Annotated in this window: 21 protein-coding genes; 17 read left to right on the top strand and 4 right to left on the bottom strand. The window is 56.7% G+C overall.

The features are described from left to right. Positions 1-81 precede the first annotated feature (81 nt). From AO356_RS03385 to AO356_RS03355, 7 genes are all read left to right on the top strand, one after another. The gene (locus tag AO356_RS03385; RefSeq protein WP_103308852.1) at positions 82-1,215 is read left to right on the top strand and encodes an N-acetyl sugar amidotransferase; all 1,134 of its coding nucleotides are present in this window, start codon (positions 82-84) and stop codon (positions 1,213-1,215) included. Between the two features lie 30 nt (positions 1,216-1,245). Next, on the top strand, positions 1,246-2,346 hold the full coding sequence (locus AO356_RS03380; RefSeq protein WP_310650587.1) for a glycosyltransferase family 4 protein: 1,101 nt from the start codon (positions 1,246-1,248) through the stop codon (positions 2,344-2,346). 7 nt (positions 2,347-2,353) lie between these two features. After that, positions 2,354-3,418 carry a non-hydrolyzing UDP-N-acetylglucosamine 2-epimerase gene (gene wecB / locus AO356_RS03375; protein ID WP_060738577.1) on the top strand — a complete coding sequence of 355 codons (1,065 nt, stop codon included), beginning with the start codon at positions 2,354-2,356 and terminating at the stop codon, positions 3,416-3,418. Positions 3,419-3,464: 46 nt separating this feature from the next. Next, positions 3,465-4,685: a glycosyltransferase family 4 protein gene (locus AO356_RS03370; protein ID WP_160320212.1), complete on the top strand. Its 1,221-nt coding sequence runs from the start codon at positions 3,465-3,467 to the stop codon at positions 4,683-4,685. Between the two features lie 14 nt (positions 4,686-4,699). After that, positions 4,700-5,656 carry an NAD-dependent epimerase/dehydratase family protein gene (locus tag AO356_RS03365; protein ID WP_060738575.1) on the top strand — a complete coding sequence of 319 codons (957 nt, stop codon included), beginning with the start codon at positions 4,700-4,702 and terminating at the stop codon, positions 5,654-5,656. Positions 5,657-5,660: 4 nt separating this feature from the next. Beyond that, positions 5,661-6,677: an MraY family glycosyltransferase gene (locus AO356_RS03360; RefSeq protein WP_060738574.1), complete on the top strand. Its 1,017-nt coding sequence runs from the start codon at positions 5,661-5,663 to the stop codon at positions 6,675-6,677. 114 nt (positions 6,678-6,791) lie between these two features. Further along, positions 6,792-8,786 carry a polysaccharide biosynthesis protein gene (locus AO356_RS03355; protein ID WP_060738573.1) on the top strand — a complete coding sequence of 665 codons (1,995 nt, stop codon included), beginning with the start codon at positions 6,792-6,794 and terminating at the stop codon, positions 8,784-8,786. A 55-nt stretch (positions 8,787-8,841) separates the two neighbouring features. Here AO356_RS03355 and AO356_RS03350 read toward each other — a convergent pair whose 3' ends face one another. Continuing rightward, complete coding sequence (locus AO356_RS03350) at positions 8,842-9,744, bottom strand: acyltransferase family protein (RefSeq protein WP_060738572.1); 903 nt, start codon at positions 9,742-9,744, stop codon at positions 8,842-8,844. A gap of 451 nt (positions 9,745-10,195) precedes the next feature. Between AO356_RS03350 and AO356_RS03345 the strand changes: the two genes are divergently transcribed. The 3 genes from AO356_RS03345 to AO356_RS03335 all read left to right on the top strand — a co-directional run bounded on the left by AO356_RS03345 (position 10,196) and on the right by AO356_RS03335 (position 12,221). Further along, on the top strand, positions 10,196-10,531 hold the full coding sequence (locus AO356_RS03345; protein WP_060738571.1) for a ComEA family DNA-binding protein: 336 nt from the start codon (positions 10,196-10,198) through the stop codon (positions 10,529-10,531). 169 nt (positions 10,532-10,700) lie between these two features. Continuing rightward, positions 10,701-11,354 carry a GntR family transcriptional regulator gene (locus tag AO356_RS03340; RefSeq protein WP_060738570.1) on the top strand — a complete coding sequence of 218 codons (654 nt, stop codon included), beginning with the start codon at positions 10,701-10,703 and terminating at the stop codon, positions 11,352-11,354. 15 nt (positions 11,355-11,369) lie between these two features. Then, positions 11,370-12,221 (top strand): urea carboxylase-associated family protein, encoded by an 852-nt coding sequence (locus AO356_RS03335; RefSeq protein ID WP_060738569.1) that lies wholly within the window; start codon positions 11,370-11,372, stop codon positions 12,219-12,221. A gap of 184 nt (positions 12,222-12,405) precedes the next feature. On the opposite strand, the gene AO356_RS30575 is transcribed toward AO356_RS03335, so the two are convergent. Beyond that, on the bottom strand, positions 12,406-12,573 hold the full coding sequence (locus tag AO356_RS30575) for a DUF2897 family protein (RefSeq protein ID WP_003183831.1): 168 nt from the start codon (positions 12,571-12,573) through the stop codon (positions 12,406-12,408). A 119-nt stretch (positions 12,574-12,692) separates the two neighbouring features. Continuing rightward, positions 12,693-14,057: an ethanolamine permease gene (gene eat, locus AO356_RS03330; protein WP_014337249.1), complete on the bottom strand. Its 1,365-nt coding sequence runs from the start codon at positions 14,055-14,057 to the stop codon at positions 12,693-12,695. Positions 14,058-14,453: 396 nt separating this feature from the next. On the opposite strand from eat, the gene kdpF reads away from it, so the two are divergent. The 6 genes from kdpF (at position 14,454) to AO356_RS03300 (ending at position 22,667) form a co-directional block, all read left to right on the top strand. Next, positions 14,454-14,543 carry a K(+)-transporting ATPase subunit F gene (kdpF, locus tag AO356_RS03325; RefSeq protein ID WP_003218754.1) on the top strand — a complete coding sequence of 30 codons (90 nt, stop codon included), beginning with the start codon at positions 14,454-14,456 and terminating at the stop codon, positions 14,541-14,543. Between the two features lie 8 nt (positions 14,544-14,551). Continuing rightward, positions 14,552-16,246 carry a potassium-transporting ATPase subunit KdpA gene (gene kdpA / locus AO356_RS03320; protein WP_060738568.1) on the top strand — a complete coding sequence of 565 codons (1,695 nt, stop codon included), beginning with the start codon at positions 14,552-14,554 and terminating at the stop codon, positions 16,244-16,246. 10 nt (positions 16,247-16,256) lie between these two features. Then, positions 16,257-18,311 carry a potassium-transporting ATPase subunit KdpB gene (gene kdpB, locus AO356_RS03315; RefSeq protein ID WP_060738567.1) on the top strand — a complete coding sequence of 685 codons (2,055 nt, stop codon included), beginning with the start codon at positions 16,257-16,259 and terminating at the stop codon, positions 18,309-18,311. Positions 18,312-18,515: 204 nt separating this feature from the next. After that, a complete protein-coding gene (kdpC, locus tag AO356_RS03310) occupies positions 18,516-19,061 on the top strand; it encodes a potassium-transporting ATPase subunit KdpC (RefSeq protein ID WP_060738566.1) in 546 nt (181 codons plus the stop codon). A gap of 191 nt (positions 19,062-19,252) precedes the next feature. Beyond that, positions 19,253-21,904 (top strand): sensor histidine kinase, encoded by a 2,652-nt coding sequence (locus AO356_RS03305; protein ID WP_060738565.1) that lies wholly within the window; start codon positions 19,253-19,255, stop codon positions 21,902-21,904. A gap of 64 nt (positions 21,905-21,968) precedes the next feature. Beyond that, positions 21,969-22,667 (top strand): response regulator, encoded by a 699-nt coding sequence (locus AO356_RS03300; RefSeq protein WP_060738564.1) that lies wholly within the window; start codon positions 21,969-21,971, stop codon positions 22,665-22,667. A gap of 117 nt (positions 22,668-22,784) precedes the next feature. Here the strand turns inward: AO356_RS03300 and AO356_RS03295 are convergent, their stop codons facing one another. After that, entirely contained in the window at positions 22,785-23,822 is a 1,038-nt protein-coding gene (locus tag AO356_RS03295; protein WP_060738563.1) for a patatin-like phospholipase family protein, read from the bottom strand. Between the two features lie 207 nt (positions 23,823-24,029). Here AO356_RS03295 and AO356_RS03290 point away from each other — a divergent pair, with 207 nt between their 5' ends. Further along, positions 24,030-24,320, top strand: a complete 291-nt coding sequence (locus AO356_RS03290) for a hypothetical protein (RefSeq protein WP_060738562.1) — start codon at positions 24,030-24,032, stop codon at positions 24,318-24,320. Positions 24,321-24,409: the final 89 nt, after the last annotated feature.

Below are 24,409 nucleotides of genomic sequence, written 5' to 3'. Positions count from 1 at the left end.
ATGAGTACCTAGAGCCTGCTCGTACCGTCATTATTGATTTGAAAGCGAAAAGTAGTTGTAATGAATTCGAGAGGGAAGACTGTGTATAAAGTATGTTCACGCTGTGTGATGGATGAGACTGACGCGAATATCAAGTTTGACGAGCATGGCGTTTGCAATCATTGTCATAGATTTGATGAGGTACAGTCTCTTCAATTGTTTAGCGGGGTTGACGGAAAGACCCGGCTGCAAAACATTGTGGACAAGATAAAGAAGGAAGGGGCTGGTAAAGAATACGATTGCATTATCGGTTTGAGTGGTGGGGTTGACAGCTCTTATTTGGCTGTAAAGATCAAGGATTTCGGACTGCGTCCATTAGTCGTGCACGTCGATGCAGGTTGGAACAGCGAGCTTGCGGTTAGTAACATTGAGAAAATTATCAAACATTGCGGATACGATCTTCATACCCACGTCATGAACTGGGAGGAGATGCGTGACTTGCAGCTTTCTTATATGAAGGCTGCAGTAGCCAATCAAGATGTTCCTCAAGATCATGCGTTTTTTTCGAGCATGTATCACTTTGCGGTGAAGAATGATATTAAATACATTCTGAGCGGTGGGAATCTTGCAACCGAGGCAGTATTTCCAGATTCTTGGCACGGAAGTGCGATGGATGCTATTAACCTAAAAGACATTCATAGAACGTACGGTTCCAAACCTTTGCGTGATTATAAGACTATTAGCTTTTTTGAGTATTATTTTTGGTATCCTTTTGCTAAAGGAATGCGAACTGTAAGGCCGCTGAACTTTATGGAATATGATAAGCGCGAAGCGGAAAAGTACCTTCAGGAAACAGTGGGATATAGGTCATATGCTCGCAAGCATGGTGAGTCCATCTTCACCAAGCTGTTTCAGAATTACTATCTCCCTACCAAGTTTGGCTATGACAAGCGTAAGCTGCACTATTCCAGCATGATTCTTTCTGGGCAGATGTCGCGTGAGGAGGCGATTGTTAAGCTTGCGGAGCCTTTATATGCCGCAGATGAACTAGAGAATGATATTGATTATTTCTGTAAAAAAATGCGAGTCAACCGGCAACAGTTCGATGAGTTAATGCAAGCCCCAATCCATGATTACTCTGACTTTAAGAGTTGGGATAAGTTGCAGGCGTTTGCCAAAAAGTCTCAAGTCTTCCTGCAGAAGCTTCTGGGACGGCGTCTCAGTGTTTATTCTTAAAGATATAATAATGGAGACGCCTTTTTGAAAGTGGCACATGTAACTTCAGCTCATACTCGTTTCGATATTCGCATTTTTCAGAAAGAATGCAAGACATTGGCTGCGCATGGTTATGACGTTTCGTTAGTAGTCGCTGATGGTAAGGGCGACGAAAAGGCTGATGGAGTCAATATTGTGGATGTGGGATTCTTGCGTGGACGCTTGAATCGAATGTTCAAAACTACCAAGATGGTTTACAAAAAAGCGGCCTCTCTTCAGGCTGATATTTATCATTTGCACGATCCTGAATTGATTCCAGTCGGGCTTAAATTAAAGAAGCTTGGAAAAATTGTAATTTTTGACTCCCATGAGGATGTTCCTAAGCAAATATTGAGTAAGCCCTATTTGCGCCCGGCCTCGCGCAGAGTTATTTCTTTCCTGTTTTCCGTTTATGAACGTTTCGCCTGTCGTAAGATGGATGGCATTTTGACCGCGACGCCATATATACGAGATAAGTTTTTGTCTATCAATGCGAATGTTGTAGATATTAATAACTTTCCCTTGGTGGGTGAACTTGCTGCTGATGTCGCATGGGGCGAAAAAAAACAGGAAGTTTGCTATGTGGGCGGGATCACCTCGATCCGAGGTATTAGCGAAGTTGTTGAGGCGATGGGGCTTGTTCATACGGGTTCGCGGCTGAATCTGGTGGGTAATTTTTCTGAGCCCGGTGTTGAGGTTGATGTTAAGAAAAAGAATGGATGGTCTTCCGTTAATCAATGTGGCCAGTTGGGTCGTTCCGAGGTGCGTGATATTTTGGGACGGTCGGCTGCAGGTTTGGTAACTTTTTATCCGCTGCCCAATCATGTCGATGCCCAGCCCAACAAGATGTTCGAGTATATGTCTTCGGGAATCCCAGTTATTGCTTCTAATTTTCCCCTGTGGCGTGAAATTATTGAAGGAAATGACTGTGGGGTTTGTGTAGACCCGCTGAGTCCACAGTCTATTGCCGACGCGATCGATTTTATAATAGAGAACCCCGAACGTGCCGAGCAGATGGGGCGTAACGGTCAGAAGGCCGTCACTGAGCGCTATAACTGGGACGTTGAAGGGCGTCGATTACTGAAATTCTACGCCGGCTTGGCCAAGGGATAATAATATTATGAAATTACTCACGATTATTGGTGCTCGACCTCAGTTTATCAAGGCCAGCGTTGTATCCAAGGCGATTATTGAGCAGGCCGGATTATCCGAAAAAATCATCCATACCGGGCAGCATTTTGATGCCAATATGTCGGAGATTTTTTTTGACCAGCTGGGTATTCCTAGGCCGAATTTTCAATTAGATATCCATGGCGGTTCGCATGGTGAAATGACTGGCCGAATGCTGATGGAAATTGAGCGGGTCATGATTCAGGAGAAGCCGGACCGGGTACTGGTTTACGGTGATACGAACTCAACCCTGGCGGGTGCTTTGGCAGCGGCCAAGCTTCATATTCCGGTGGCCCATATTGAAGCCGGCCTGCGGAGCTTTAATATGCGCATGCCCGAGGAGATCAATCGTATTTTGACTGATCAGATGAGTGATCTTCTCTTTTGCCCTACGCAAACCGCGATTAATAATCTGGCTAAGGAAGGTTTTTCGGACAAGCCTGTAAAAATATGGAATTCGGGCGATGTCATGCAGGACAGCGCCATGTTCTTTGCTCGTCGTGCATCTAAGCCGGAGGGTTTCAATCTTTCCGACGGTTTTGTCCTGGCAACACTGCATAGAGCGGAAAACACCGATGACCCTGTTAGGTTGAAGTCTATCGTTGATGCGCTGAACACTATTCATAATACAGTGGCGCCGGTTGTATTACCTTTGCATCCTCGTACCCGGAACATGATCGAAAAAACAGGCCTCGCATTGGAAGTCAATCTGATTGACCCAGTCGGGTACCTGGAAATGATCTGGCTCCTTCAACGCTGTGGTTTGGTATTAACTGATAGCGGTGGTGTCCAGAAGGAGGCTTTTTTCTTTTCAAAACCTTGCGTAACCATGCGCGACCAAACCGAATGGGTAGAGCTCGTTGAGTCTGGGGCGAATGTGTTATGCGGGGCGGACTCTGGTTTAATTACTGCTGCAGTACGTGATGGTATCAATCGCACCGTGCATGACAACGAGAACTTATACGGTGGTGGGCAGGCGGCGTCATTCATAGCTGATTGTCTTTCTCGCTCATGAGCTGTCATGAGTTAGATAAGCGCTTATGGTCGTGTTGGGAAGCACAATGAATATTTGGTATATCAACCCTTATGCCGGCGGCCCTGGAGTCGGGCGCTATTGGCGCTCCTTTTATCTGGCGAACGCATGGCAGGCTCAGGGACATGATGTGGAGATAATCACGCCTGGTTATCACCATTTGATGGACGACGACTCAGGGAAAGCCGGGGGACAGGTCCTGGAAGGCGTTTCATATAATTTTGTTCCAGCTCCTAAATATAAAGGGAATGGCCTGGGGCGATTTTTGTCCATGTTGTGTTTCGGCTTTTTTCTCTTCTTTTTTCTTCTGCGCTTGGGGTTGAAGAAAAGGCCGGATCTGGTTTTGTATTCTTCTGCCCATCCCTTTGGGTACCCTGCTGCCTATCTATGTGCAAAATTATTCAGATCGAAGATTCTATTTGAGGTTAGGGATATCTGGCCTTTGAGTTTGGTGGAAATTGCTGGATTCAATAAATTCCATCCCGTCGTTTTGGTTTTGTCGCTTATTGAGAGGTTCGCATATTATTCAGCGGATGCTGTGATTTCCCTTTTGCCGGGTGCCAAACAGCACATGGTGTCACGGGGAATGAAACCGGGGAAATTCAGATACGTTCCTAATGGTTTTTCGCTTAATGATATAAATGCAAGCGTTGAGTCTCAGGGGTCTAGTTTATTGGATGACCTGATGGGATTTAAATCGCAAGGCGATTTTTTGTTTTTTTACGCCGGCGCCTTGGGGGAACCCAATGCGATGCACCTGTTTTTGGATGCGTTGCATTTTTTTGAGATTCCAGAGGGCGTGTCAGTAAAATTTATCATCGTTGGCAAGGGGGAACAAAGTGCTGAGCTTAATGCTCGCTGTCGTAAACTCGGTTACGACTTTGTTCTTTTTTACCCGCAGGTTGATAAAGCAGAGATCCAGCAAGCTCTTCGTGTTGTCGATGTCGGGTTTTTTGTTATGCATGACCTGCCTATTTACAGATTCGGTGTGAGTTTAAACAAGTTATATGATTACATGGCTGCCGGGATCCCTGTCATTGCTTCTTATAATGCCTTTAATGATCCAATAAAAGAGGCTGGTTGCGGCATGTCCGTGGTTCCGGGTCAACCTGAGCAGCTTGCACATACGTTCCAGGAAATGTTGTTACTTGATGGGACTGTTTTGCGTGAGATGGGCGCGAAAGGTCGCCTTTTCCTTGAGGCTAATTTTGAGTATACGTCTCTGGCTCGGCGGATTCTGGAAAATTGATTAAGGTGCATCGCATGCAGTTGGTTACCGGGGCGTCAGGTTATATAGGTAGTTTGCTTTGTAAGGTTCTGAAGGCGCGAGGCTACGCCGTAAAGGGCATAGGTCGTAGCTCCATGACTCCGTCACAAGATTTTGACTATGTTTGCCTGGATCTTGAAAACGACCCTTTGGACGGGGTATGTCTTGGTGTCGAGACAATCGTACATCTTGCGGGAAGGGCACATATTCTGAATGACAAGGAAGAGGATCCTCTTTCGGCGTTCAGGCGTGCGAATGTAAACGCGACTCTTCGCTTAGCCGAAGAGGCAATGCGTGGGGGGGTCAAGAGGTTTGTTTTTATCAGTTCAATTGGTGTCAGCGCCACTGAGACAAAGAATTCAAAGGTTTCAGAGTTGAGTGGCAATAACCCAAGTACGCCGTATGCGCTTTCAAAATTTGAAGCTGAAGAGGCGTTAAAAGCGCTGGTCAAAGATTCCTCCATGGAGCTGGTTATTATCCGCCCACCCTTGGTCTATGGCGGGAGTGCTCCTGGGAACTTTCACCGCTTGCTAAAGATTGTTCGACTCGGTATGCCACTTCCCTTCTTGGCAGCCAATAATCAACGTAGCATGATAGCGCTGGATAATCTTATTGACTTTATCGTGCATTGTATTAAGCATCCTGCTGCGGCTGGGGAGCTATTTTTGATTTCCGATGGAACGGATGTCTCTACTGTAGATATTGTGCGTACCATTGCCAATGGTATGGGGCGTAAACCTCGCTTGATTTATGTACCCGTTGGAGTCATCCGTGTGGCGGCGAAGCTATTAGGGCGAGAGAATATGTTTTCCCAATTGTTTGGTTCTTTGGTTATCGATTCCGGCAAGGCGCATCAGCTGCTTGGCTGGACCCCGCCGCTTGGAACAACTGAAGCGTTATCCAAGGCCGGCGCGGATTATATGACCCTTTCATCAAAAAAAGGTCGAGTTTGAATTCATGGCAATTTTTTTTGTAGTGTTTGTAGTGTTTTTTGTTTCGTTGGTCTTAACCGGTGGCTTGCGACGTTACGCTTTGGCGCGAAGCCTGATGGATGTTCCGAACGCACGAAGTTCTCATTCGGTTCCAACCCCTCGCGGTGGTGGGGTGGCGATCGTATTAGGATTTCTATCGGTGTTGCCGATCCTGGCTTTTCTTGGGGGGCTTAGTTGGACATTCACCTGGGCCTTGTTGGGGGCGGGATCAGGTATAGCGCTTTTGGGCTTTCTCGACGACCATGGTCACATCGCGGCACGCTGGAGATTGCTGGGACATTTCCTCGGTGCAATCTGGGCGCTTTTTTGGCTGGGTGGCTTGCCTGCATTGGAGCTGTTTGGTTTCGTATTGGATTTGGGCTGGCTAGGGCATGTGCTCGCGGCGATTTATCTGGTTTGGATGCTTAATCTTTATAACTTCATGGACGGGATCGACGGAATCGCCAGCGTCGAGGCTATTTGTGCTTGTCTTGGAGCCTGCCTGCTCTATTGGTTGGGAGGTTTTGAAAACCTGATCTTGGCTCCGCTGGTACTAGCGATGGCTGTAGCGGGGTTCTTGTATTGGAATTTTCCTCCCGCCCGTATCTTCATGGGCGATGCGGGTAGTGGATTTCTTGGCATTATCCTGGGGGTGCTGTCGCTGCAGGCGGCTTGGAGTTCACCTAAGCTGCTGTGGGTCTGGCTGATTTTGCTGGGGGTCTTTATTGTCGATGCAACCCTTACATTGTTACGGCGCCTGCTACGTGGAGATAAGGTCTACGAGGCTCATCGCAGTCATGCCTATCAATTCGCTTCCCGTCATTATGGCCGTCACCTGCCGGTTACGTTGGTGGTGACAGCAATCAATCTGTTCTGGCTGCTGCCTTTGGCAGCTTGTGTCGTGTTGTGGAACATGGATGGAGCATTGGCTTTAATATTGGCTTACGTGCCACTGCTCGTGCTGGCGGTCAGGTTTCACGCCGGTGAGCTTGAGAAAGCCTGATTTCGCTGTAGGGTTCGCGTTTTTCGTTTATCGATTGTCCAACGGACGAAGATGTAACTGCGTGTATCGAAAATGGATTGGATTTAGGAGCTGGCCGAGGTGCGTGAAGGGTTTATGGACAAATTGAGAACCGTCCTGCTGGGGCTGCCGAGACGCCACAAGCGAGCTATCCAGGTGGCCACTGATGTCGTTCTGGTCTGGGTCGCCTTATGGCTGGCGTTCGTCGTGCGGCTGGGGGTCGAGGCTTTGGCCAGTCCGATCGAAACGCATCTTTGGCTTTTTGCCTCCGCGCCACTGATTGCCATCCCTATTTTCATCCGTTTTGGCATGTATCGCGCCGTCATGCGTTATTTCGGCAACGATGCGCTGATTACCATTTGCAAGGCTGTCAGCCTTTCGGCCTTGCTGCTGGCTCTTGTGGTGTATTGGTACAGCAATCATAAGACCGTAGTGCCACGCTCTATCATTTTTAACTACTGGTGGTTGAGCCTGATCATGATTGGCGGGCTGCGTCTGGTGATGCGGCAGTATTTTCTCGGGGATTGGTTTACCGCAGCCCAGCATGTGCCGTTTACCAGTCGTGACGATGGCCTGCCCAAGGTCGCTATTTATGGTGCTGGGGCCGCCGGTAACCAACTCGTTGCTGCATTGCGCATGGGGCGAGTGATGCGGCCGGTCGCGTTCATCGACGATGACAGTAGCATCGCCGATAGAGTCATTGCAGGGTTGCAGGTCTATCAACCTAAACACATTCAAAAAATGATTGATGCCACCGGCGCGCAGGAGATTTTGCTTGCTGTTCCGTCCTCCTCGCGAGGTCGCCGGCGAGAGATATTGACGCTGCTTGAAGGTTTTCCGCTGCATGTGCGTAGCGTCCCCGGCTTCATGGACCTGGCCAGCGGCCGAGTCAAAGTCGACGACATCCAGGAAGTCGATATCGCGGATCTCCTCGGGCGTGATCCGGTACCTGCCCAGGCTGATTTGCTTGAGCATTGCGTCGCGGGACAGTCGGTTTTAGTGACAGGGGCGGGTGGTTCGATCGGCTCCGAACTTTGTCGGCAAATCCTTGCTCTCAAGCCGACCACGCTGCTGTTATTCGAACATAGCGAATTCAATCTCTATAGCATTTTGTCCGAACTGGAGCCTCGAATTGCTCGTGAGTCACTGTCGGTTCGATTATTACCTATCCTCGGATCGGTGCGGGATCAGGACAAGTTGCTGGACGTGATGAAGACATGGAATGTCGATACGGTCTATCACGCAGCGGCTTATAAACATGTGCCGATGGTGGAGCATAATATTGCCGAAGGCGTTTTGAACAATGTGATCGGCACGCTGAATACTGCGCAAGCCGCACTTCAGGCAGGTGTATCGAATTTTGTATTGATTTCGACGGATAAGGCCGTACGTCCAACGAATGTGATGGGCAGTACCAAGCGCCTTGCCGAACTGACCTTGCAAGCCCTTAGCCGTGAATTGGCGCCCGTGCTGTTTGGCGACAACGCCAACGTATCACGCGTCAACAAAACCCGTTTTACGATGGTCCGTTTCGGTAATGTACTGGGGTCATCCGGTTCGGTTATTCCACTGTTTCATAAACAGATCAAATCAGGTGGACCATTAACCGTTACCCATCCGAAGATCACACGTTATTTCATGACGATCCCCGAGGCCGCTCAACTGGTCATTCAAGCGGGCTCTATGGGGCTGGGTGGGGATGTGTTTGTGCTGGATATGGGCGAGCCGGTGAAGATTGTCGAGCTGGCGGAAAAAATGATTCACTTATCCGGCTTGAGTGTGCGTTCGGAGAAAAACCCTCAAGGCGATATTTCAATCGAGTTCACAGGGTTGCGTCCTGGCGAGAAGCTCTACGAGGAGTTGCTGATCGGCGACAACGTTGTCGCAACCTCCCATCCGATGATCATGAGCGCCAACGAAGATCATCTGCCATGGGATGTGCTTAAGGCGAGGTTGGCTGAGTTGCTGGCCGCCATCGAGCATGATGACTACTCGAGAGTCCGTCAGTTGCTGCGGGACACGGTCAGTGGATACGCCCCTGACGGGGAGATTGTCGACTGGATCTATCAACAACGTCGGCTTGAGCCTTGACGAAGTGCGTATGCCTAGGGCCTGAGATCAGGCCCTAGGCATCTTAAGCTAATTGTTAATCCAGATTTCTCGCGACAATTAATTTCTCCGGACTGAAAGCTTCATCGTCCTTTGACTTTTTCTCTTGCCAGGAATATTTTTTCTTTAGCTTCAATAGCGGTTTTTCAAAGAATATGTAACTTAATGGGGCGACTACAAAAGTTAGCCATAAGCCGATGTCCACGCTGGGCGGAAAAACATGTTCTGTTCGATAAGGGCCGTTACCTGTAAAAATGCCTTGCCATACATACAGACCGTAGCTGATGACTCCAACGGCTGCTAAAGGTTTGAGCTCAAGTAACTTGACCAGCAGAGAGTCCTGATTGTGATAGATATATAAAACTAAGGCGCCTACCGAGACAAGCCAGGCAGCTTCCGTTTTTATGAAGGCCGGTGCAGTGAGTCCAGCCAAAATCGAGATGAGTAATATTCCCGATGTGGCCGTATTTGTGAAGATGCTCTTGACCTTTTCAATCTTGCAAACAAAGGCAACCAGGCAGCCGACTAAAATCGGCAACATTGCCGGAAAAGTCCACCGGCTCAAATAATAGAGCGTTGTAGGTTCATAAAGACTGGTTCCGAAACAAAGGCAGCCGAGGACCAGCAGCGAAATCGTCGTGATCGCGGTTCGTTTGCCAAAAGCAAAAACTATTGGCCAGAACAAATAAAAATGTTCTTCAACGGACAGAGACCAGAAGTGTGACATTGCAGAAAACGCGCACGCCTTGGGGGCGAAGTTTATGGTGTATGTCAATGCATAGGGATAAATGCAATTGGTTATTCCGGCTTTTCCCGTTACATCCATGATTATCAGGAAGAAAATAGCCAGATAATAGAGTGGGAATATACGTAGGGCACGTCGTTTTATAAAGGAAAAGATGTCGACTCTTCCAGTAGTCTCTTTCTCTTTAATGAGCAAAAAGGTTATCAGGAAGCCAGATAGAACAAAGAAGGTGCTGACACCTACATGAGGACTCAAAACTGACAGGAAGGCAGGGTTCGTGACCCCTATGACAGGCTAGATGACCGCGTGGGACATAATAACAAGTAGCACCGAAATGCCCCGCAGACCGTCAAGTCCCTTTATCTTTAAACTCATCACTTTCCCCAAAATTAAAAGCGCGGCAAGTTTGCCGTATGGTCACGGTGCGTGCAACCGCCAAGGCCGCTTCCCTGGGGCTTCCAGTTTTTAGCCCGATATTCAGGGTCATAAGGATGCCGCCGACCACGACTTCACCTCGATGGATTCGCGCTCTTTCTTACGCTTTCTGTAACATTCTGATTTTTGACAAGCTATCTTCATGGCCTAAGTTTGAGAGGCAGCTTCGGAAAAGCTGCTTCTCTCTTAACGATGTCATGGAGCGTCATTTATGCGTACAGGCTATTTCTACTCTTTGATTTTTGCCCTTCTGACCAGCGCCTCTATAGCCACCATCGCTGCGCCGGCGGTCAAGCCACAGACCACGGCTGCGTCGCCTGCGACGGAAATGACGGCGAAGCCGCAAAGCGCCAAGGTGGATCTCAATGGGGCGGATGCCGCTACGTTGCAACGCGAATTATTGGGAATAGGCGAGGCCAAGGCCAAGGCAATTGTTGCATATCGTGAGGGTAATGGAGCCTTCTCGTCGGTAGAGGAGTTGTTGGAAGTCAAGGGGATTGGCAAGGCGATCCTGGACAAGAATCGCGACAAGCTGGAAGTGAACTGAGGCATGACAAGAGGCCAGTCGAATGACTGGTCTCTTTTTGTTCTGAAGGATGAAAGCCTATTCTTGAGTGATTTCCGGAGCCCAAATCGAAATTACCGCGCAAGATCACTTGGCACAGAACGTGATTACTTACAGCCAGTAGATTGTTGAACAATCATGAGGCCTGAGCGTGACCAACGGACTTTCCTTAGCCGACCAAATCACCCTGGAACTGCGCGCCGACATCATCAGCGGCCGCTTGTTGCCAGGTATGGCCCTGATAGAGAACAACCTGGTTTCAGCCTACAACGCCTCGCGCAACACCATCCGCGAAGCGTTACACCGCCTGGGTCAGGATGGGTTGACCCGTTACGTACGCAACAAAGGGGTGATGGTTCGCAGGTTAGGTGTCGATGATGTGCGAGATCTGTTCAGGGTCCGTCGCACCTTGGAGCTCCAAGCCATCTTGGGCAGCCAACCATTGCGTGAGTATCAATCCGACCGGATGCTTGAAGCCCTTGAGGCGGCGGACTTGGCTCGGGAGCGTGAGGACTGGCGTTCGGTCGGCACCCATGGCCTGGCCTTTCATCAGCACATCGTCGGCTTGATGCGCAGTCCGTTGCTCGATGAGTTTTTCACTAATGTGGTTGCACAACTGCGCCTGGTGTTCAGCTCCGCGCCCGATGAGGCGTGTTTCCAGGCTCCGTGGTTGGCTCGTGACCGGTACATCCATGATTCGCTGGCCGAAGGCGACAAGCTTGCGGCTCACGAAGCCATGGGTCTTTACCTCGACGATTCCGAGCAACTGCTTTTGCAGTGGCTGGCTCCCACCCATCACCAATGATCAAGGACCTGCGCCATGTACAAAGACTACCCAGCCGCCTACCAGGTCAGCAAAGGTTCTGCCCTGCAGGTGGATAAACCTTTCTACGAACGAATTCGCGCGCAGCAGGACAAGCGGACCCTGATCGAACAGTTCGAGGTGCCGATCCGTACCGGTCGCGCCTGGCACGTACCGGCCGGGCATGTGTTCCGCATCACGACGCCAGTAGGGCCGCAGGTGGGGGACTTCAACGTCTGGAACGCCAACGATCCGCGGGAACGCCTGTGGGCGGCGCGCACGCGCCAGCTCCAGGGCGCCCACGTCAGCACCCATGATCGGTTGTGGTCGAACCTGCCATTCCTGCGGCCCTTGGTGACCATCACCGATGACAGCCTGGCAGGCTATGGCATCGACGAGCATGGCGGACGACTGCACGATCTGCTGGGTACGCGCTGTGATCCGTATGTGAACAGGATGCTGACAGGGGAGGATTTCCATCATCACTGCCATTCGAACCTGACCCGTGCGGTGTTGCCCCACGGCCTGACCGAGTTCGATGTGCACGATGTACTGAATATTTTCCAGTGCACGGGGCTTAACCATGACGACATGTACTTCATGAAGGCCTGTCCGGCGCAGAAGGGTGATTACCTGGAGTTCTTTGCCGAGATCGATCTGTTGTGTGCTTTGTCCACCTGCCCGGGGGGGGACCTGTCGCTGGCCATGTGGGGGCCGGATGCACAGGATCCTTTCAGCGTCTGTCGTCCGCTGGGTGTGGAGATCTATCGGTTGGAGGATTCATTGCTGGAAGGCTGGAGCCAGCCTGAGCGGGCGGCGTACAAAGGGATGCATGGCTTGCACATCGCCAAGGCGGATTGGGAGAAGTAGTGCCATCGGCGCGGCAAGGCCCGGAGCTTGTGTGGCGAGGGAGCTTGCTCCCGCTGGGCTGCGCAGCAGCCCCAACAGTCACGATTCAATCAGCCAGGCACACCGAGCCAGTAGCTTTGAGGGCCGCTTCGCGCCCCAGCGGGAGCAAGCTCCCTCGCCACGAGATCGGTGTGTGAGGCCGCGGTTAACGATCCTTGGCTTCTTTCGCATCCATTTCCGCATTGCGCTCGGCAACACGTTTGCGCTGCTCGTCCGTCAATTCGACCTTGTTGGCGGTGTCGCGCAGCATCATCAGACCACCAACGATCGAGCCGATTGCAACAATCAGAATCAACCAGGCATACCAGGGCATAGGGCTCTCCTTGATGGCGCGATGGACGGACGAACATTCGCCGATCCATCGCACCTACCACTTATGAGCGAAGGTTGTTCGCAGTGGTTCAATACTACGCCCGTTCGGCTGGCTTCACCTCAAAGCCCGGTCAGCATCGCATCGGCGGGCGCGTCTGCGCGCAGTTGTGCGGTGAGGATGAAATAGACGAAGCCCACTGCCATGAACCCGAGGAAGATCAGCCCGATCAGTGCGTTGAACCAGGCCATCGCCACCAGGCACACCACCGCCAGCGCCAGGGCGATTCCCGGCACGATCGGATAACCCGGTGCGCGGAAAGTACGTTCCAGGTTGGGTTCGGTTTTACGCAATTTGAACAGGCTGAGCATGCTCATGATGTACATGACGATGGCGCCGAACACGGCCATGGTGATCATCGCCGCTGTCAGGGTCATGCCGCCGAGGTTGATCAGGCCGTCGCTGTAGATCGCGGCAATGCCGATCAGTCCACCGGCGATGATCGCCCGGTGCGGGGTCTGGAAACGTGACAGTTTGGCCAGGGAGGCGGGCAGGTAGCCGGCGCGGGCCAGGGCGAAGAACTGTCGCGAGTAGCCCAGGATGATCCCGTGGAAACTCGCCACCAGGCCGAACAGGCCGATCCAGACCAGCATGTGCAGCCAGCCGGAGCTTTCGCCGACCACGGTTTTCATGGCTTGGGGCAGGGGATCGTTGATGTTCGACAGGGTGCGCCAATCGCCGACGCCGCCGGCAAAGAACATCACACCCATCGCCAGGAACACCAGGGTCAGGATGCCGCTGATGTAGGCCTTGGGAATCGTGCGTTTCGGGTCCTTGGCTTCTTCGGCGGCCATGGCGGCGCCTTCGATGGCCAGGAAGAACCAGATGGCGAAGGGGATCGCAGCGAACATGCCGGCAATGGCTGGGGCGCCGAACACATCCGAACCGGCCCAGCCGTTCAGCGCAAAGCTGCTGAAACTGAATGCCGGGGCCACGACGCCCATGAACACTAGCAGTTCGGCCACCGCCAGGACGCAGACAATCAGCTCGAATGTCGCCGCCAATTTGACCCCGAGGATGTTCAGGCCCATGAACACGATATAGGCGCCGACTGCGGCGTGTTTCGGGTCCAGCGCCGGGAACTGCACGTTCAGGTAGGCGCCGATGGCCAGGGCAATGGCCGGCGGTGCGAAGACGAATTCGATCAGCGTCGCCAGCCCTGCAATCAATCCGCCTTTCTCGCCGAAGGCGCGACGGCTGTAGGCAAACGGCCCGCCGGCATGAGGGATGGCGGTGGTCAGTTCAGTGAAACTGAAAATGAAGCAGGTGTACATGGCCGCCACCATGAAGGACGTCACCAGGAAACCCAGCGTCCCGGCCACGCCCCAGCCATAGCTCCAGCCGAAATACTCGCCGGAAATCACCAGGCCGACGGCAATGCCCCATAAATGCAGGGTGCCCAGGGTGGGTTTGAGTTGTGTGTTCATCGGTGGCTCCCCTCGATCCATAGCAAAAGCGCTGGGGAGGGGCAGTGCAGTGGGCGTGCCAGTGTGGTGGGAGCGGTCGTAATAGGTGAAATCGTGTCGTATCGGGGATGTTCGCTGCCGGATGGCCTGGTTTTGTGCCCCAGTTCAGAGCGTCGGCGCCTGTCCAGGCCTGATCGCGAGCAAGCTCGCTCCCACAGGGTGGACACAGATTCTGTATTCACAACAGATCAAAATGTGGGAGCGAGCGTGCTCGCGATAGGGCCAGCCCAGCCAACCAACCGCTCATTTTTTACACTTTCTTTATCCCCCAAGCCCTCTCTCGATCTCGTTCCTTTACAGCCTCCCTGCCGACAATCACTCCACACACGGCACGACGCCGTATCACGGAGAAATCCCATGAGTGTTCTGGACGGGGTGTCGCTGCTGCTGGCAGTGGCGCTGTTCATCTATCTGCTGGTTGCGCTGTTGCGCGCCGATCGGAACTAGGAGCGGCTATGCACGGTTATGACTACGGGCTGATCCTCGCCTTTTTCGCCCTGGTGCTGATTCCGGCACCGTTTCTGGGGCGTTTTTACTACCGGGTGATGGAAGGCCAGCGCACCTGGCTTTCCCCGATCCTCGGCCCGGTGGAGCGCGGTTGCTATCGCCTGGCCGGTGTCGATTCCAGGGCTGAGCAAAGCTGGCAGAAATACACCCTGGCCATGCTCGCGTTCAACCTGGCGGGTTTTGTGCTGCTGTTTGCGGTTCTGCTGCTGCAGGGCCATCTGCCCCTCAATACCGAGCAACTGCCCGGCATGGAGTGGACCCAGGCCTTCAATACGGCCGTGAGTTTCATGACCAACACCAACTGGCAGTCCTACAGCGGTGAAGCGTCCCTGAGTTACCTGAGCCAGATGGTCGGCCTGACCGTGCAGAACTTCGTCAGCGCCGCCACCGGCCTGGCCGTGCTGGTGGCGCTGTGTCGCGGGATCGGGCGCAAGTCCGCCACGACGCTGGGTAATTTCTGGGTCGACATGACCCGTGCCACCCTCTACGGGTTGTTGCCGCTGTGCCTGCTGCTGGCGTTGTTCCTGGTCTGGCAGGGCGTGCCGCAGACCTTCGCGCACTATGTGCACGGGGTCACGATGCAGGGCGCCGACCAAGTCATCCCGCTGGGGCCGGCCGCCAGCCAGATCGCGATCAAGCAATTGGGTACCAACGGCGGCGGTTTCTTCGGCGTCAACTCGGCCCACCCGTTCGAAAACCCGACGGCCTGGAGCAATCTGTTTGAGCTCGCGTCGATCATCCTGATTCCCGCCGCGCTGGTGTTCACCTTCGGTCATTACGTCAAGGACCTGCGTCAGAGCCGCGCGATCATTGCCTGCATGCTGGCGCTGTTCCTGATCGGTGGCGCGACGTCGCTGTGGGCCGAATACCAGCCCAGCCCGGCCCTGAACAATCCTGCCGTCGAACAGACCGCGCCGCTGGAAGGCAAGGAGACGCGCTTCGGCACCACCGCCACGGTGCTGTGGTCGGTGACGACCACGGCAGCGTCCAACGGCTCGGTCAACGCCATGCATGACAGTCTCAACCCGCTCAGTGGCATGGTGGCCCTGGTGAACATGATGGTCGGCGAGGTGATCTTCGGCGGCGTCGGGGCCGGGCTCTACGGGATGCTGTTGAACGTGTTGATCGCCGTGTTCCTGGCCGGCTTGATGATCGGTCGCACCCCGGAGTACCTGGGCAAGAAGCTGGGCGCCCGAGAGGTGCAACTGTTGGTGGCGACCCTGCTGGTGATGCCCGTCAGCGTGCTGGTGCTGGGTGCCGTCGCCGCGAGCCTGCCCGGGCCTGCCGCGGCGGTGAGCAACCCGGGTGCCCACGGTTTCAGCCAGTTGTTGTACGCCTACACCTCAGCGGGAGCGAACAACGGTTCGGCATTCGGCGGGTTCGGCGCCAACACACCTTTCCACAACCTGATGCTGGGCCTGGGCATGTTGATCGGCCGGTTCGGCTACATCCTGCCGGTGCTGGCATTGGCTGGCAGCCTGGCCTTGAAGAAGAGCGCGCCGATTGGCCAGAACAGCTTTCCCACCCATGGCCCGCTGTTCGTGACCTTGTTGACCGTGACCATCCTGCTGGTGGGCGGCTTGACCTTCCTGCCGACCCTGGCGCTGGGGCCGATTGCCGAACACCTGAGCATGGGCTTCTGAGGATCTGATGATGAATATGCCGATGAGCAAAGCCGTCGCCGCCAAGGCGCTGGAACAACCGAAGACCCACCTGTCGGCCCTCTGGCGGCCAGCGTTGGTGCAAGCCTTCGTCAAGCTCGATCCTCGCCAGTTGCACCGGGCCCCGGTGATGCTGGTGGTGGAACTGACCGCGATCCTCACCACTGTGTTGTGCTTCATTCCCGACACTACGGTGCCGACGTTCGTCGCCGCGCAGATTGCGCTGTGGCTGTGGTTCACCGTGCTGTTCGCCAACTTCGCCGAAGCCTTGGCCGAAGGGCGCGGCAAGGCCCGGGCCGACAGCCTCAAGGCCGGCAGCGAAGGCCTCAATGCACGTCGCCAGACTGCCAGCGGGTTTGAAACAGTCCCCGCCACTCGTCTGCGCAAAGGCGATGTGGTGCGCGTCGAGGCCGGCGACATGATCCCCGGCGACGGTGAGGTGATTGACGGCATCGCCGCGGTCAACGAGGCGGCGATCACTGGCGAATCGGCGCCGGTCATCCGCGAGTCCGGCGGCGATCGCTCGGCTGTCACCGGCAATACGCGACTGGTCTCTGACTGGCTGCTGATACGCATCACCAGCAATCCCGGCGAGTCCACCCTGGACCGCATGATCGCTTTGGTGGAAGGCGCCAAGCGCCAGAAAACGCCGAACGAGGTGGCGCTGGATATCCTGCTGATCGGTCTGACGCTGATCTTCCTGTTGGTGGTGGTGACGCTGCAACCGTTCGCCCATTTCGCCAACGCCAGCCTGCCGCTGGTGTTTCTGGTGGCGCTGCTGGTCACCTTGATTCCCACCACCATCGGCGGGCTGCTGTCGGCCATCGGCATCGCCGGGATGGACCGGTTGGTGCGCCTGAACGTGATCGCCAAATCCGGCCGTGCGGTCGAGGCGGCGGGGGACGTGCATGTGCTGATGCTGGACAAGACCGGCACCATCACCTTTGGCAATCGGCGTTGTACCGCGGTCTATGCCGCCCCAGGTGTGAGTGCCAAGGAGCTGGCCGAAGGCGCGCTGTTCGCCTCTTTGGCTGACGACACGGCCGAGGGCAAGTCCATCGTCGAGTATCTGCGAGGTTTGCACCCACAGCCCGAGCCGGGCGTCGACGCACTGACGGCCGTGCCGTTCAGTGCCGAAACCCGTCTGTCCGGGGTCGACTATCAGGGGCGCATCTACCGTAAGGGTGCCGTGGATTCCTTGCTGGATTTCATCGGTCTTGCACGCAATGAATTGCCGTCGGCCCTGGCGCGGGAGGTCGACAAGATCGCCCAGAGCGGCGGTACGCCGTTGCTGGTGTGTGTGGACGGCAAGCTGCTCGGCGCTATCCATCTCAAGGACGTGGTCAAGCCCGGCATCCGTGAGCGGTTTGCCGAGCTGCGCAAGCTGGGGATTCGCACGGTGATGGTCACCGGCGACAACCCGCTGACTGCCGCCGCGATTGCCGCTGAGGCCGGTGTCGACGACGTGCTGGCGGAGGCCACACCGGAGAAAAAACTGGCGCGTATCCGTCACGAGCAAAATGACGGTCGGCTGGTGGCCATGTGCGGCGACGGCGCGAACGACGCCCCGGCCCTGGCCCAGGCCGATGTCGGCATGGCGATGAACGACGGCACCCAGGCCGCGCGGGAAGCGGCCAACATGGTCGACCTCGACAGCGACCCGACCAAATTGCTGGACGTCGTGCAGATCGGCAAGGAGCTGTTGGTGACCCGTGGGGCGCTGACCACCTTTTCCATCGCCAACGACATCGCCAAGTATTTCGCCATCCTGCCGGCACTGTTCGCGTCGATTTATCCACAGCTCGGCGTGCTGAACGTGATGCACCTGAACAGCCCGCAGAGCGCGATTTTGTCGGCCATTGTCTTCAACGCCTTGATCATCGTCGTGCTCATCCCTCTGGCCCTGCGCGGCGTGCGCGTGCAAGCGGCAAGCGCGGCGGCGCTGTTGCGGCGCAATCTGTTGATCTATGGCCTGGGCGGGATCGTGGTGCCGTTCGTGGGGATCAAGGCGATCGATATGTTGCTGACGGCATTGCACCTGGTTTGAGCCTGATGTCCGGTGCACAGATTTTTTGTGCCAGGAGAGGTTTTGTGGCGAGGGAGCTTGCTCCCGCTGGGTTGCGAAGCAACCCCCAGGAAATTGACTCCAACCAGCCTGACACACAGCTGGGGCTGGTTTTGGGTCTGCCTCGCAGCCCAGCGGGAGCAAGCTCCCTCGCCACGATGAATTTTTTGATTCGAGGATTTTGAAATGTCCACTCTGATTCGCCCGGCCTTGAGCCTGTTATTGTTGATGAGCCTGATCACCGGTGTCGCCTACCCACTGGTGGTCACCGGCGTGGCGCAAGTCGCCTTTCCCGCCCAAGCCAACGGCAGCCTGATCGTCGATGCCGCCGGCAAGGTCCGTGGCTCAATGCTGATCGCCCAGGACTTCACCGGCGATGCCTGGTTTCATCCACGGCCATCGGCCGGTGCCTTCGCCACGGTCGCCAGCGGCGCCAGTAATTTCTCCCCGAGCAATCCGGCCCTGGCCACACGGGTGATTGATGACGCCCGCAAACTTCAGGTGCCGGGTCAGGGGCCGGTGCCGCTGGCATTGCTGACCACCTCCGGCAGCGGGCTGGATCCGCACTTGCCTCCGGCGGCAATTGCCTATCAACTGGCGCGTGTCGCCGCCGCGCGCAACCTGCCGGCCTCGACCTTGCAGCAATTGCTCGACGACAACATCGAGCAACCCCTGGTGGGTCCACCGGTGGTGAATGTGCTGGCGCTGAACCTGGCCCTGGAAAAACTGTAGAACCTGTGGGAGTAGCGCCTGTGGGACCAAAGCTTGCTCGCGATGAACGATAACGCGGTCCATCCGTTGAACTGTGTCGTCTTGATCGCGAGCAAGCTTGGCTCCCACAGGTCCAGTGCCCATATGCTTTGCTCCCACAGGTCCGGCTCCCACAGGGTGTTTGATCAATATTTGAAAGAGATTTCCACGCCATGAGCGACTCCGGCCGCGCCGACGCACTGTTAGCCAATCTGCCCCGTAACGGCCGTGGTCGGCTCAAGGTCTTCCTGGGCGCGGCCCCCGGTGTCGGCAAGACCTACGCCATGCTGCAAGCGGCTCACACCCAACTGCGCCAAGGCGTGACGGTCATCGCCGGGGTGGTGGAAACTCACGGTCGTGCCGAAACCGAAGCGCTGCTCGGCGGCCTGGCGCAGCAGCCGTTGGTGCGCTCGGAATATCGCGGCGTGATGCTCGAGGAAATGGACCTCGATGGCCTGCTCGCCGCCCGGCCGACCCTGGTCCTCGTGGACGAACTGGCCCACAGCAACGCCCCCGACAGCCGCCATGCCAAACGCTGGCAGGACATTCAGGAACTGCTCGCGGCGGGCATCGACGTCTACACCACGGTCAATGTCCAGCATCTGGAAAGCCTCAACGACCAAGTACGCGGCATCACCGGCGTGCAGGTGCGCGAGACGTTGCCGGACTGGGTCCTGCAGGAAGCCGATGAACTGCTGCTGATCGACCTGCCACCCCGTGAGCTGCTGGAGCGTCTGCGCGATGGCAAGGTCTACGTGCCGGAACAGGCCAGGGCGGCGATCGATGCGTTTTTCTCCCAGACCAACCTGACCGCGTTGCGTGAGCTGGCGATGCAGACCGCCGCCGCCCAGGTCGACAATGACCTGGCCCTGGGCTATCGACAACTGGGCCAGGCCGCGCCGGCAGTGCGCGGACGCTTGCTGGTGGGGGTGGACGGTGATGTGCAGGCTGAACGCCTGGTGCGTCATGCCAGCCGCGTCGCCCAGCGTCGGCATCTGCCGTGGAGCCTGGTGCATGTGGACAACGGCAGCGCCCGTGACGAGGCCTCGCGCCAGCGCCTGCAGAATGCCCAGCAACTGGCTGAACGCCTCGGCGGCGAAGTGGTGCTGCTGCGGGCCGGTGAAGTGGCCAGGACGCTGATCCAGCACGCCAGCGAACGTCGCGCCACGCTGGTGCTGGTGGGCCAGTCCCGGCCGCGCCTGCGCCGACGGCTGTTTGGCGGCGGCCTCGCTTCGCGCCTGCTGCGCGGTGCCCGGGGCCTGGAAATCAACGTGCTGGACAGCGATGAGCAACCGCGTCCCGCCCGCGTGCACTCAGGCGCCGTCCAGACCAGGTTCGATTATGTGCTGGCGTTGCTGGCGACCGTGGTGGCCAGCGCATTGGCCTGGGGAATCTCGGGATTGCTGGCGTTGCCCAATATCTCCCTGGTGTTCCTGATGGCAGTGTTGCTGGTGGCCGTACGCAGCAGCCTCGGCCCGGCGCTGGCCTGTGCGGCGCTGTCGTTCCTGGCCTATGATTTCCTGTTCATCCCGCCGAATTTTTCCCTGACCATCCAGCGCGAAGAAGATGTGCTGACGCTGGTGTTTTTCCTGCTCATGGCGGCCCTGACCGGCAACCTGGCCGCTCGCCAGCGCCGCCAGTTGCAGGCCCTGCGCGACACCCAACAGGAAACCGGCGAGCTGCTGGACCTGTCCCGCAAACTCACTGCCGCCACCGACCGCCAGGCCGTGATCAGCGCCGCCGCGCAGCACCTCAACGGTTGGCACGACTTGCAGCTATGCCTGCTCGACCGCGACAGCCAGGGCGATTGGAAGGTCGAAAGCGGTGAGCCGTTGACCCTCACCGAGGCTGAGCGCGCGGCGGCCGATTGGTCCTGGCAGCACGATCAGTCGGCCGGCGCCGGCACCGGGACACTGCCCTCCGGGCGTTGGTGGTGGTGGCCGTTGTCGGCGGAAGGCGGACCGCTGGCCTTGCTGGGCGTCTGCCCGAAAGAAGGCCAACCCCTGAGTGGTCAGCGTCGCCGTTTGCTGGCGGCCCTCAGTCAGCCATTGGCCCAGGCGCTGGCTCGGGCGCAACTGGCCCAGGACCTGGAAGCGGCGCGTCTGCATGGCGAAACCGAGCAACTGCGCAGCGCTTTGCTGGCTTCCGTGTCCCACGATCTGCGCACACCGCTGACCGCCATGCGCGGCAGCATCGACAGCCTGTTGGCGCTGGGGGAGGCGATCCCGCTGGCCGATCGTCGCGAGCTGCTCGAAGGCACCCGCGATGAAGCCGAGCGGTTGGATCGCTACATCCAGAACTTGCTGGACATGACTCGTCTGGGCCACGGCGCCCTGAAACTGGCGCGGGACTGGGTGGCGCCGGCCGACATCGTTGGCAGTGCGCTGAATCGCCTGCGAGCGGTGTTGGCGCCCCTGGCGCTCACGGTCGAGGTGCCCGCTGAATTGCCCTTGTTGTATGTGCATGCAGCGTTGATCGAGCAGGCCCTGGTGAACGTGCTGGAGAACGCGGCGCGGTTCTCGCCAGCCCAAGGACGCCTGCTGCTGTGTGCCGGGGCGACCGCCAATGAGGTGTTTTTTGCCGTGGCCGATGAAGGCCCCGGGATTCCTGAAGAGGAGCGGGAGAAAATCTTCGATATGTTCTACACCGCCGCGCGCGGTGATCGGGGCGGGCAGGGCACAGGGTTGGGATTGGCGATCTGCCAGGGCATGGTCGGTGCCCACGGCGGGCGAATCAGCGTGGCCGACGGCCTCGACGGACGCGGCACCTGCATCACGTTGCACTTGCCGTTGCAGGCGCAACCGGGCATGGACGATGAAGCTTGAGCCTGGCTGAGATACTCTCTTGTCACTTGCGTGCCTTTCCACTGGATTGCAACGAACGAACCCCATGAGCCAGACCGCGACCCTTTTGGTCATCGATGACGAACCGCAGATCCGCAAATTCTTGCGCATCAGCTTGAGCTCCCAGGGCTACAAGGTGCTGGAAGCCGGCACCGGCGCCGAAGGGCTGGCCCAAGCGGCGCTGAACAAGCCCGATCTGCTGGTGCTCGACCTGGGCCTGCCGGACATGGACGGCCAACAGGTGTTGCGCGAGTTTCGCCAATGGTCGACGGTGCCGGTGCTCGTGCTCTCGGTGCGGGCCAGCGAAGCGCAGAAAGTCGAGGCGTTGGACAACGGTGCCAACGATTACGTGACCAAGCCGTTCGGCATCCAGGAATTCCTTGCCCGCATCCGCGCCTTGTTGCGCCAGGCCCCGGCCGGCGAGCCACAGGAGGCCGCGCTGAAGTTCGGCCCGCTGACGGTGGACCTGGCCTATCGACGGGTGCTGCTGGACGGCACCGAAGTGGCGCTGACCCGTAAGGAATACGCCGTCCTGGCGCAACTGGCGCGGCACCCGGGGCGGGTCATCACCCAGCAGCAGTTGCTCAAGGACATCTGGGGGCCGACCCACACCGAAGACAGTCACTACCTGCGGATCGTGGTCGGTCACCTGCGCCAGAAGCTGGCCGACGACCCGACCCGGCCGCGGTTCATCGTGACCGAGGCGGGGGTGGGGTATCGGTTGTTGGGGGAGGGTGGGCTTTAGTTCTATGTTGTCCGGGTTGCCGCCATCGCGAGCAAGCTCGCTCCCACAGGGTTCACCACAGATTCAGCGTGGGAGCGAGCTTGCTCGCGATGAGGCCCCCACAGCCAGCGCAAATGCCTAGTTCTGTTCACGCTCATAGCGATCCAGGGTATCGCTGGCAATCTCCCGCCCCAGGGCGATCAACTCCGGCGCCTTGTAGAACTCGAAGAACCGGCACACCCGTTTCGGCACGTTGATCAGCACATCCGGCGGGTAACCGGCGATCTTGTACTGGGCCAGTGAGGTCTGCATCACTTCGAAGCTCTGGTTGATCAAGTCCAGCAACGAAGCCGGGCCGACGTTATCGATGATGAATGAGCCAGTGGCGGATTTCGGTGCGCCTTCGTTCTCTGGCGCGGCGGCCGGTTGTTGGCCCTCAGGCTCGGCCGAGTCGATCCACGGGTTGATGTCGGCGGCCTCGGCCTTCAAGGCTTCCTGCTCCAGCAGCAACAACTGCTCGGCCTGCTTGCGGCGAAACGGCAGACGCGAACCCAGGGAGCTGACCAGGGTGTCGAAGCGGCGCCTGAACGCGGCGGGGCGCGGGATCACCGGTAACCGGTACTGTTTCTGGTTGGTGGCGTTGAGGTTGACCGCGATGATCAAGTCGCAGTGGCTCGACACCACCGGCACGATCGGCAACGGATTGAGCAGGCCGCCATCCACCAGCATGCGATTGCCTTGCATCACGGGTGTGAACAGGCTGGGAATCGCCGCTGAGGCGCGCATTGCCTGGTGCAGGCAGCCTTCCTGGAACCAGATTTCCTGCTGGTTGGTCAGGTCGGTTGCGACGGCGGTGTAGGGGATGCGCAACTCTTCAATGTTGAGTTCGCCGACGATCTTGCGGATCTGCCCAAAGACCTTCTCGCCGCGGATCGCCCCCAGGCGAAAACTGACGTCCACCAGGCGCAGGACATCCAGGTAATCCAGGCTTTCGATCCAGTTGCGGTACTCCTCGAGCTTGCCCGCCGCATAGATCCCACCCACGACAGCCCCCATGGAACAACCGGCGATGCAGGCAATGTCGTAGCCACGTCGTTCGATTTCTTCGATCACCCCGATATGGGCATAGCCCCGGGCGCCACCCGAGCCCAATACCAATGCGACACGTTTTGTCATGACCCGGCCTCTTGTCGAACAGGCTTCAACAATGCACTCATCGACGGCTCGGCTCAATCGTTGTGGCGCAGACGTCGTTTTTTGACACGCTGCGACGGCATTTGCGTATGCTCGGCCACACTCGAATTTACGCGGTCAAGCAAGGCACTTTTCGCCGTTGCCACCGTCTTAACAGCACGACTGTTGACCTGACCTGAGGTGTTATTGATGAAAGCCCGGATCCGCCTGCCCTTGGTGGCATCTTTGATGATTTTGGCCCTGGCCGGTTGCGCAGGCAAAACCGCTTACCGCGATAGTTGTGGCAGCCAGCTCGACAGCGCCTGGCGTGAACTGGACCTGGCCAAGGCCGAAGGCTTTGCCGGCACCGTCAGCTACTCCAAGGCCTTGTCCCTGCTGACAGGCGCCAAGACCCAGCAGCAATTCGAAGCGTTCGAAGGCTGCTCCAAGAAAGCCGAGAAGGCGCGTTTCTACATTCGCGAATCCCGCGCGGGACGATAAAGGCAGCGACAAGCCATCAGCTGCAAGCTACAAGGGAAGGGGACAGAATCTTTTTTCACGGGTAGCTTGCGGCTTGACGCTCAACGTTG

The sequence above is a fragment of the Pseudomonas fluorescens genome (genome assembly GCF_001307275.1).
Lineage (GTDB): Bacteria > Pseudomonadota > Gammaproteobacteria > Pseudomonadales > Pseudomonadaceae > Aquipseudomonas > Aquipseudomonas fluorescens_AA.
The sequence above is the reverse complement of the archived record's forward strand: the minus strand, read 5'-3'. Positions and strand labels throughout refer to the sequence as shown.

Coding starts and splice junctions, on each gene's coding strand:
- wecB (WP_060738577.1), top strand. CDS start 2,354: ATGAAATTACTCACGATTATTGGTGCTCGACCTCAGTTTATCAAGGCC.
- AO356_RS03370 (WP_160320212.1), top strand. CDS start 3,465: ATGAATATTTGGTATATCAACCCTTATGCCGGCGGCCCTGGAGTCGGG.
- AO356_RS03365 (WP_060738575.1), top strand. CDS start 4,700: ATGCAGTTGGTTACCGGGGCGTCAGGTTATATAGGTAGTTTGCTTTGT.
- AO356_RS03360 (WP_060738574.1), top strand. CDS start 5,661: ATGGCAATTTTTTTTGTAGTGTTTGTAGTGTTTTTTGTTTCGTTGGTC.
- AO356_RS03355 (WP_060738573.1), top strand. CDS start 6,792: ATGGACAAATTGAGAACCGTCCTGCTGGGGCTGCCGAGACGCCACAAG.
- AO356_RS03345 (WP_060738571.1), top strand. CDS start 10,196: ATGCGTACAGGCTATTTCTACTCTTTGATTTTTGCCCTTCTGACCAGC.
- AO356_RS03335 (WP_060738569.1), top strand. CDS start 11,370: ATGTACAAAGACTACCCAGCCGCCTACCAGGTCAGCAAAGGTTCTGCC.
- AO356_RS30575 (WP_003183831.1), bottom strand. CDS start 12,573: ATGCCCTGGTATGCCTGGTTGATTCTGATTGTTGCAATCGGCTCGATC.
- eat (WP_014337249.1), bottom strand. CDS start 14,057: ATGAACACACAACTCAAACCCACCCTGGGCACCCTGCATTTATGGGGC.
- kdpF (WP_003218754.1), top strand. CDS start 14,454: ATGAGTGTTCTGGACGGGGTGTCGCTGCTGCTGGCAGTGGCGCTGTTC.
- kdpA (WP_060738568.1), top strand. CDS start 14,552: ATGCACGGTTATGACTACGGGCTGATCCTCGCCTTTTTCGCCCTGGTG.
- kdpB (WP_060738567.1), top strand. CDS start 16,257: ATGAATATGCCGATGAGCAAAGCCGTCGCCGCCAAGGCGCTGGAACAA.
- kdpC (WP_060738566.1), top strand. CDS start 18,516: ATGTCCACTCTGATTCGCCCGGCCTTGAGCCTGTTATTGTTGATGAGC.
- AO356_RS03305 (WP_060738565.1), top strand. CDS start 19,253: ATGAGCGACTCCGGCCGCGCCGACGCACTGTTAGCCAATCTGCCCCGT.
- AO356_RS03300 (WP_060738564.1), top strand. CDS start 21,969: ATGAGCCAGACCGCGACCCTTTTGGTCATCGATGACGAACCGCAGATC.
- AO356_RS03295 (WP_060738563.1), bottom strand. CDS start 23,822: ATGACAAAACGTGTCGCATTGGTATTGGGCTCGGGTGGCGCCCGGGGC.
- AO356_RS03290 (WP_060738562.1), top strand. CDS start 24,030: ATGAAAGCCCGGATCCGCCTGCCCTTGGTGGCATCTTTGATGATTTTG.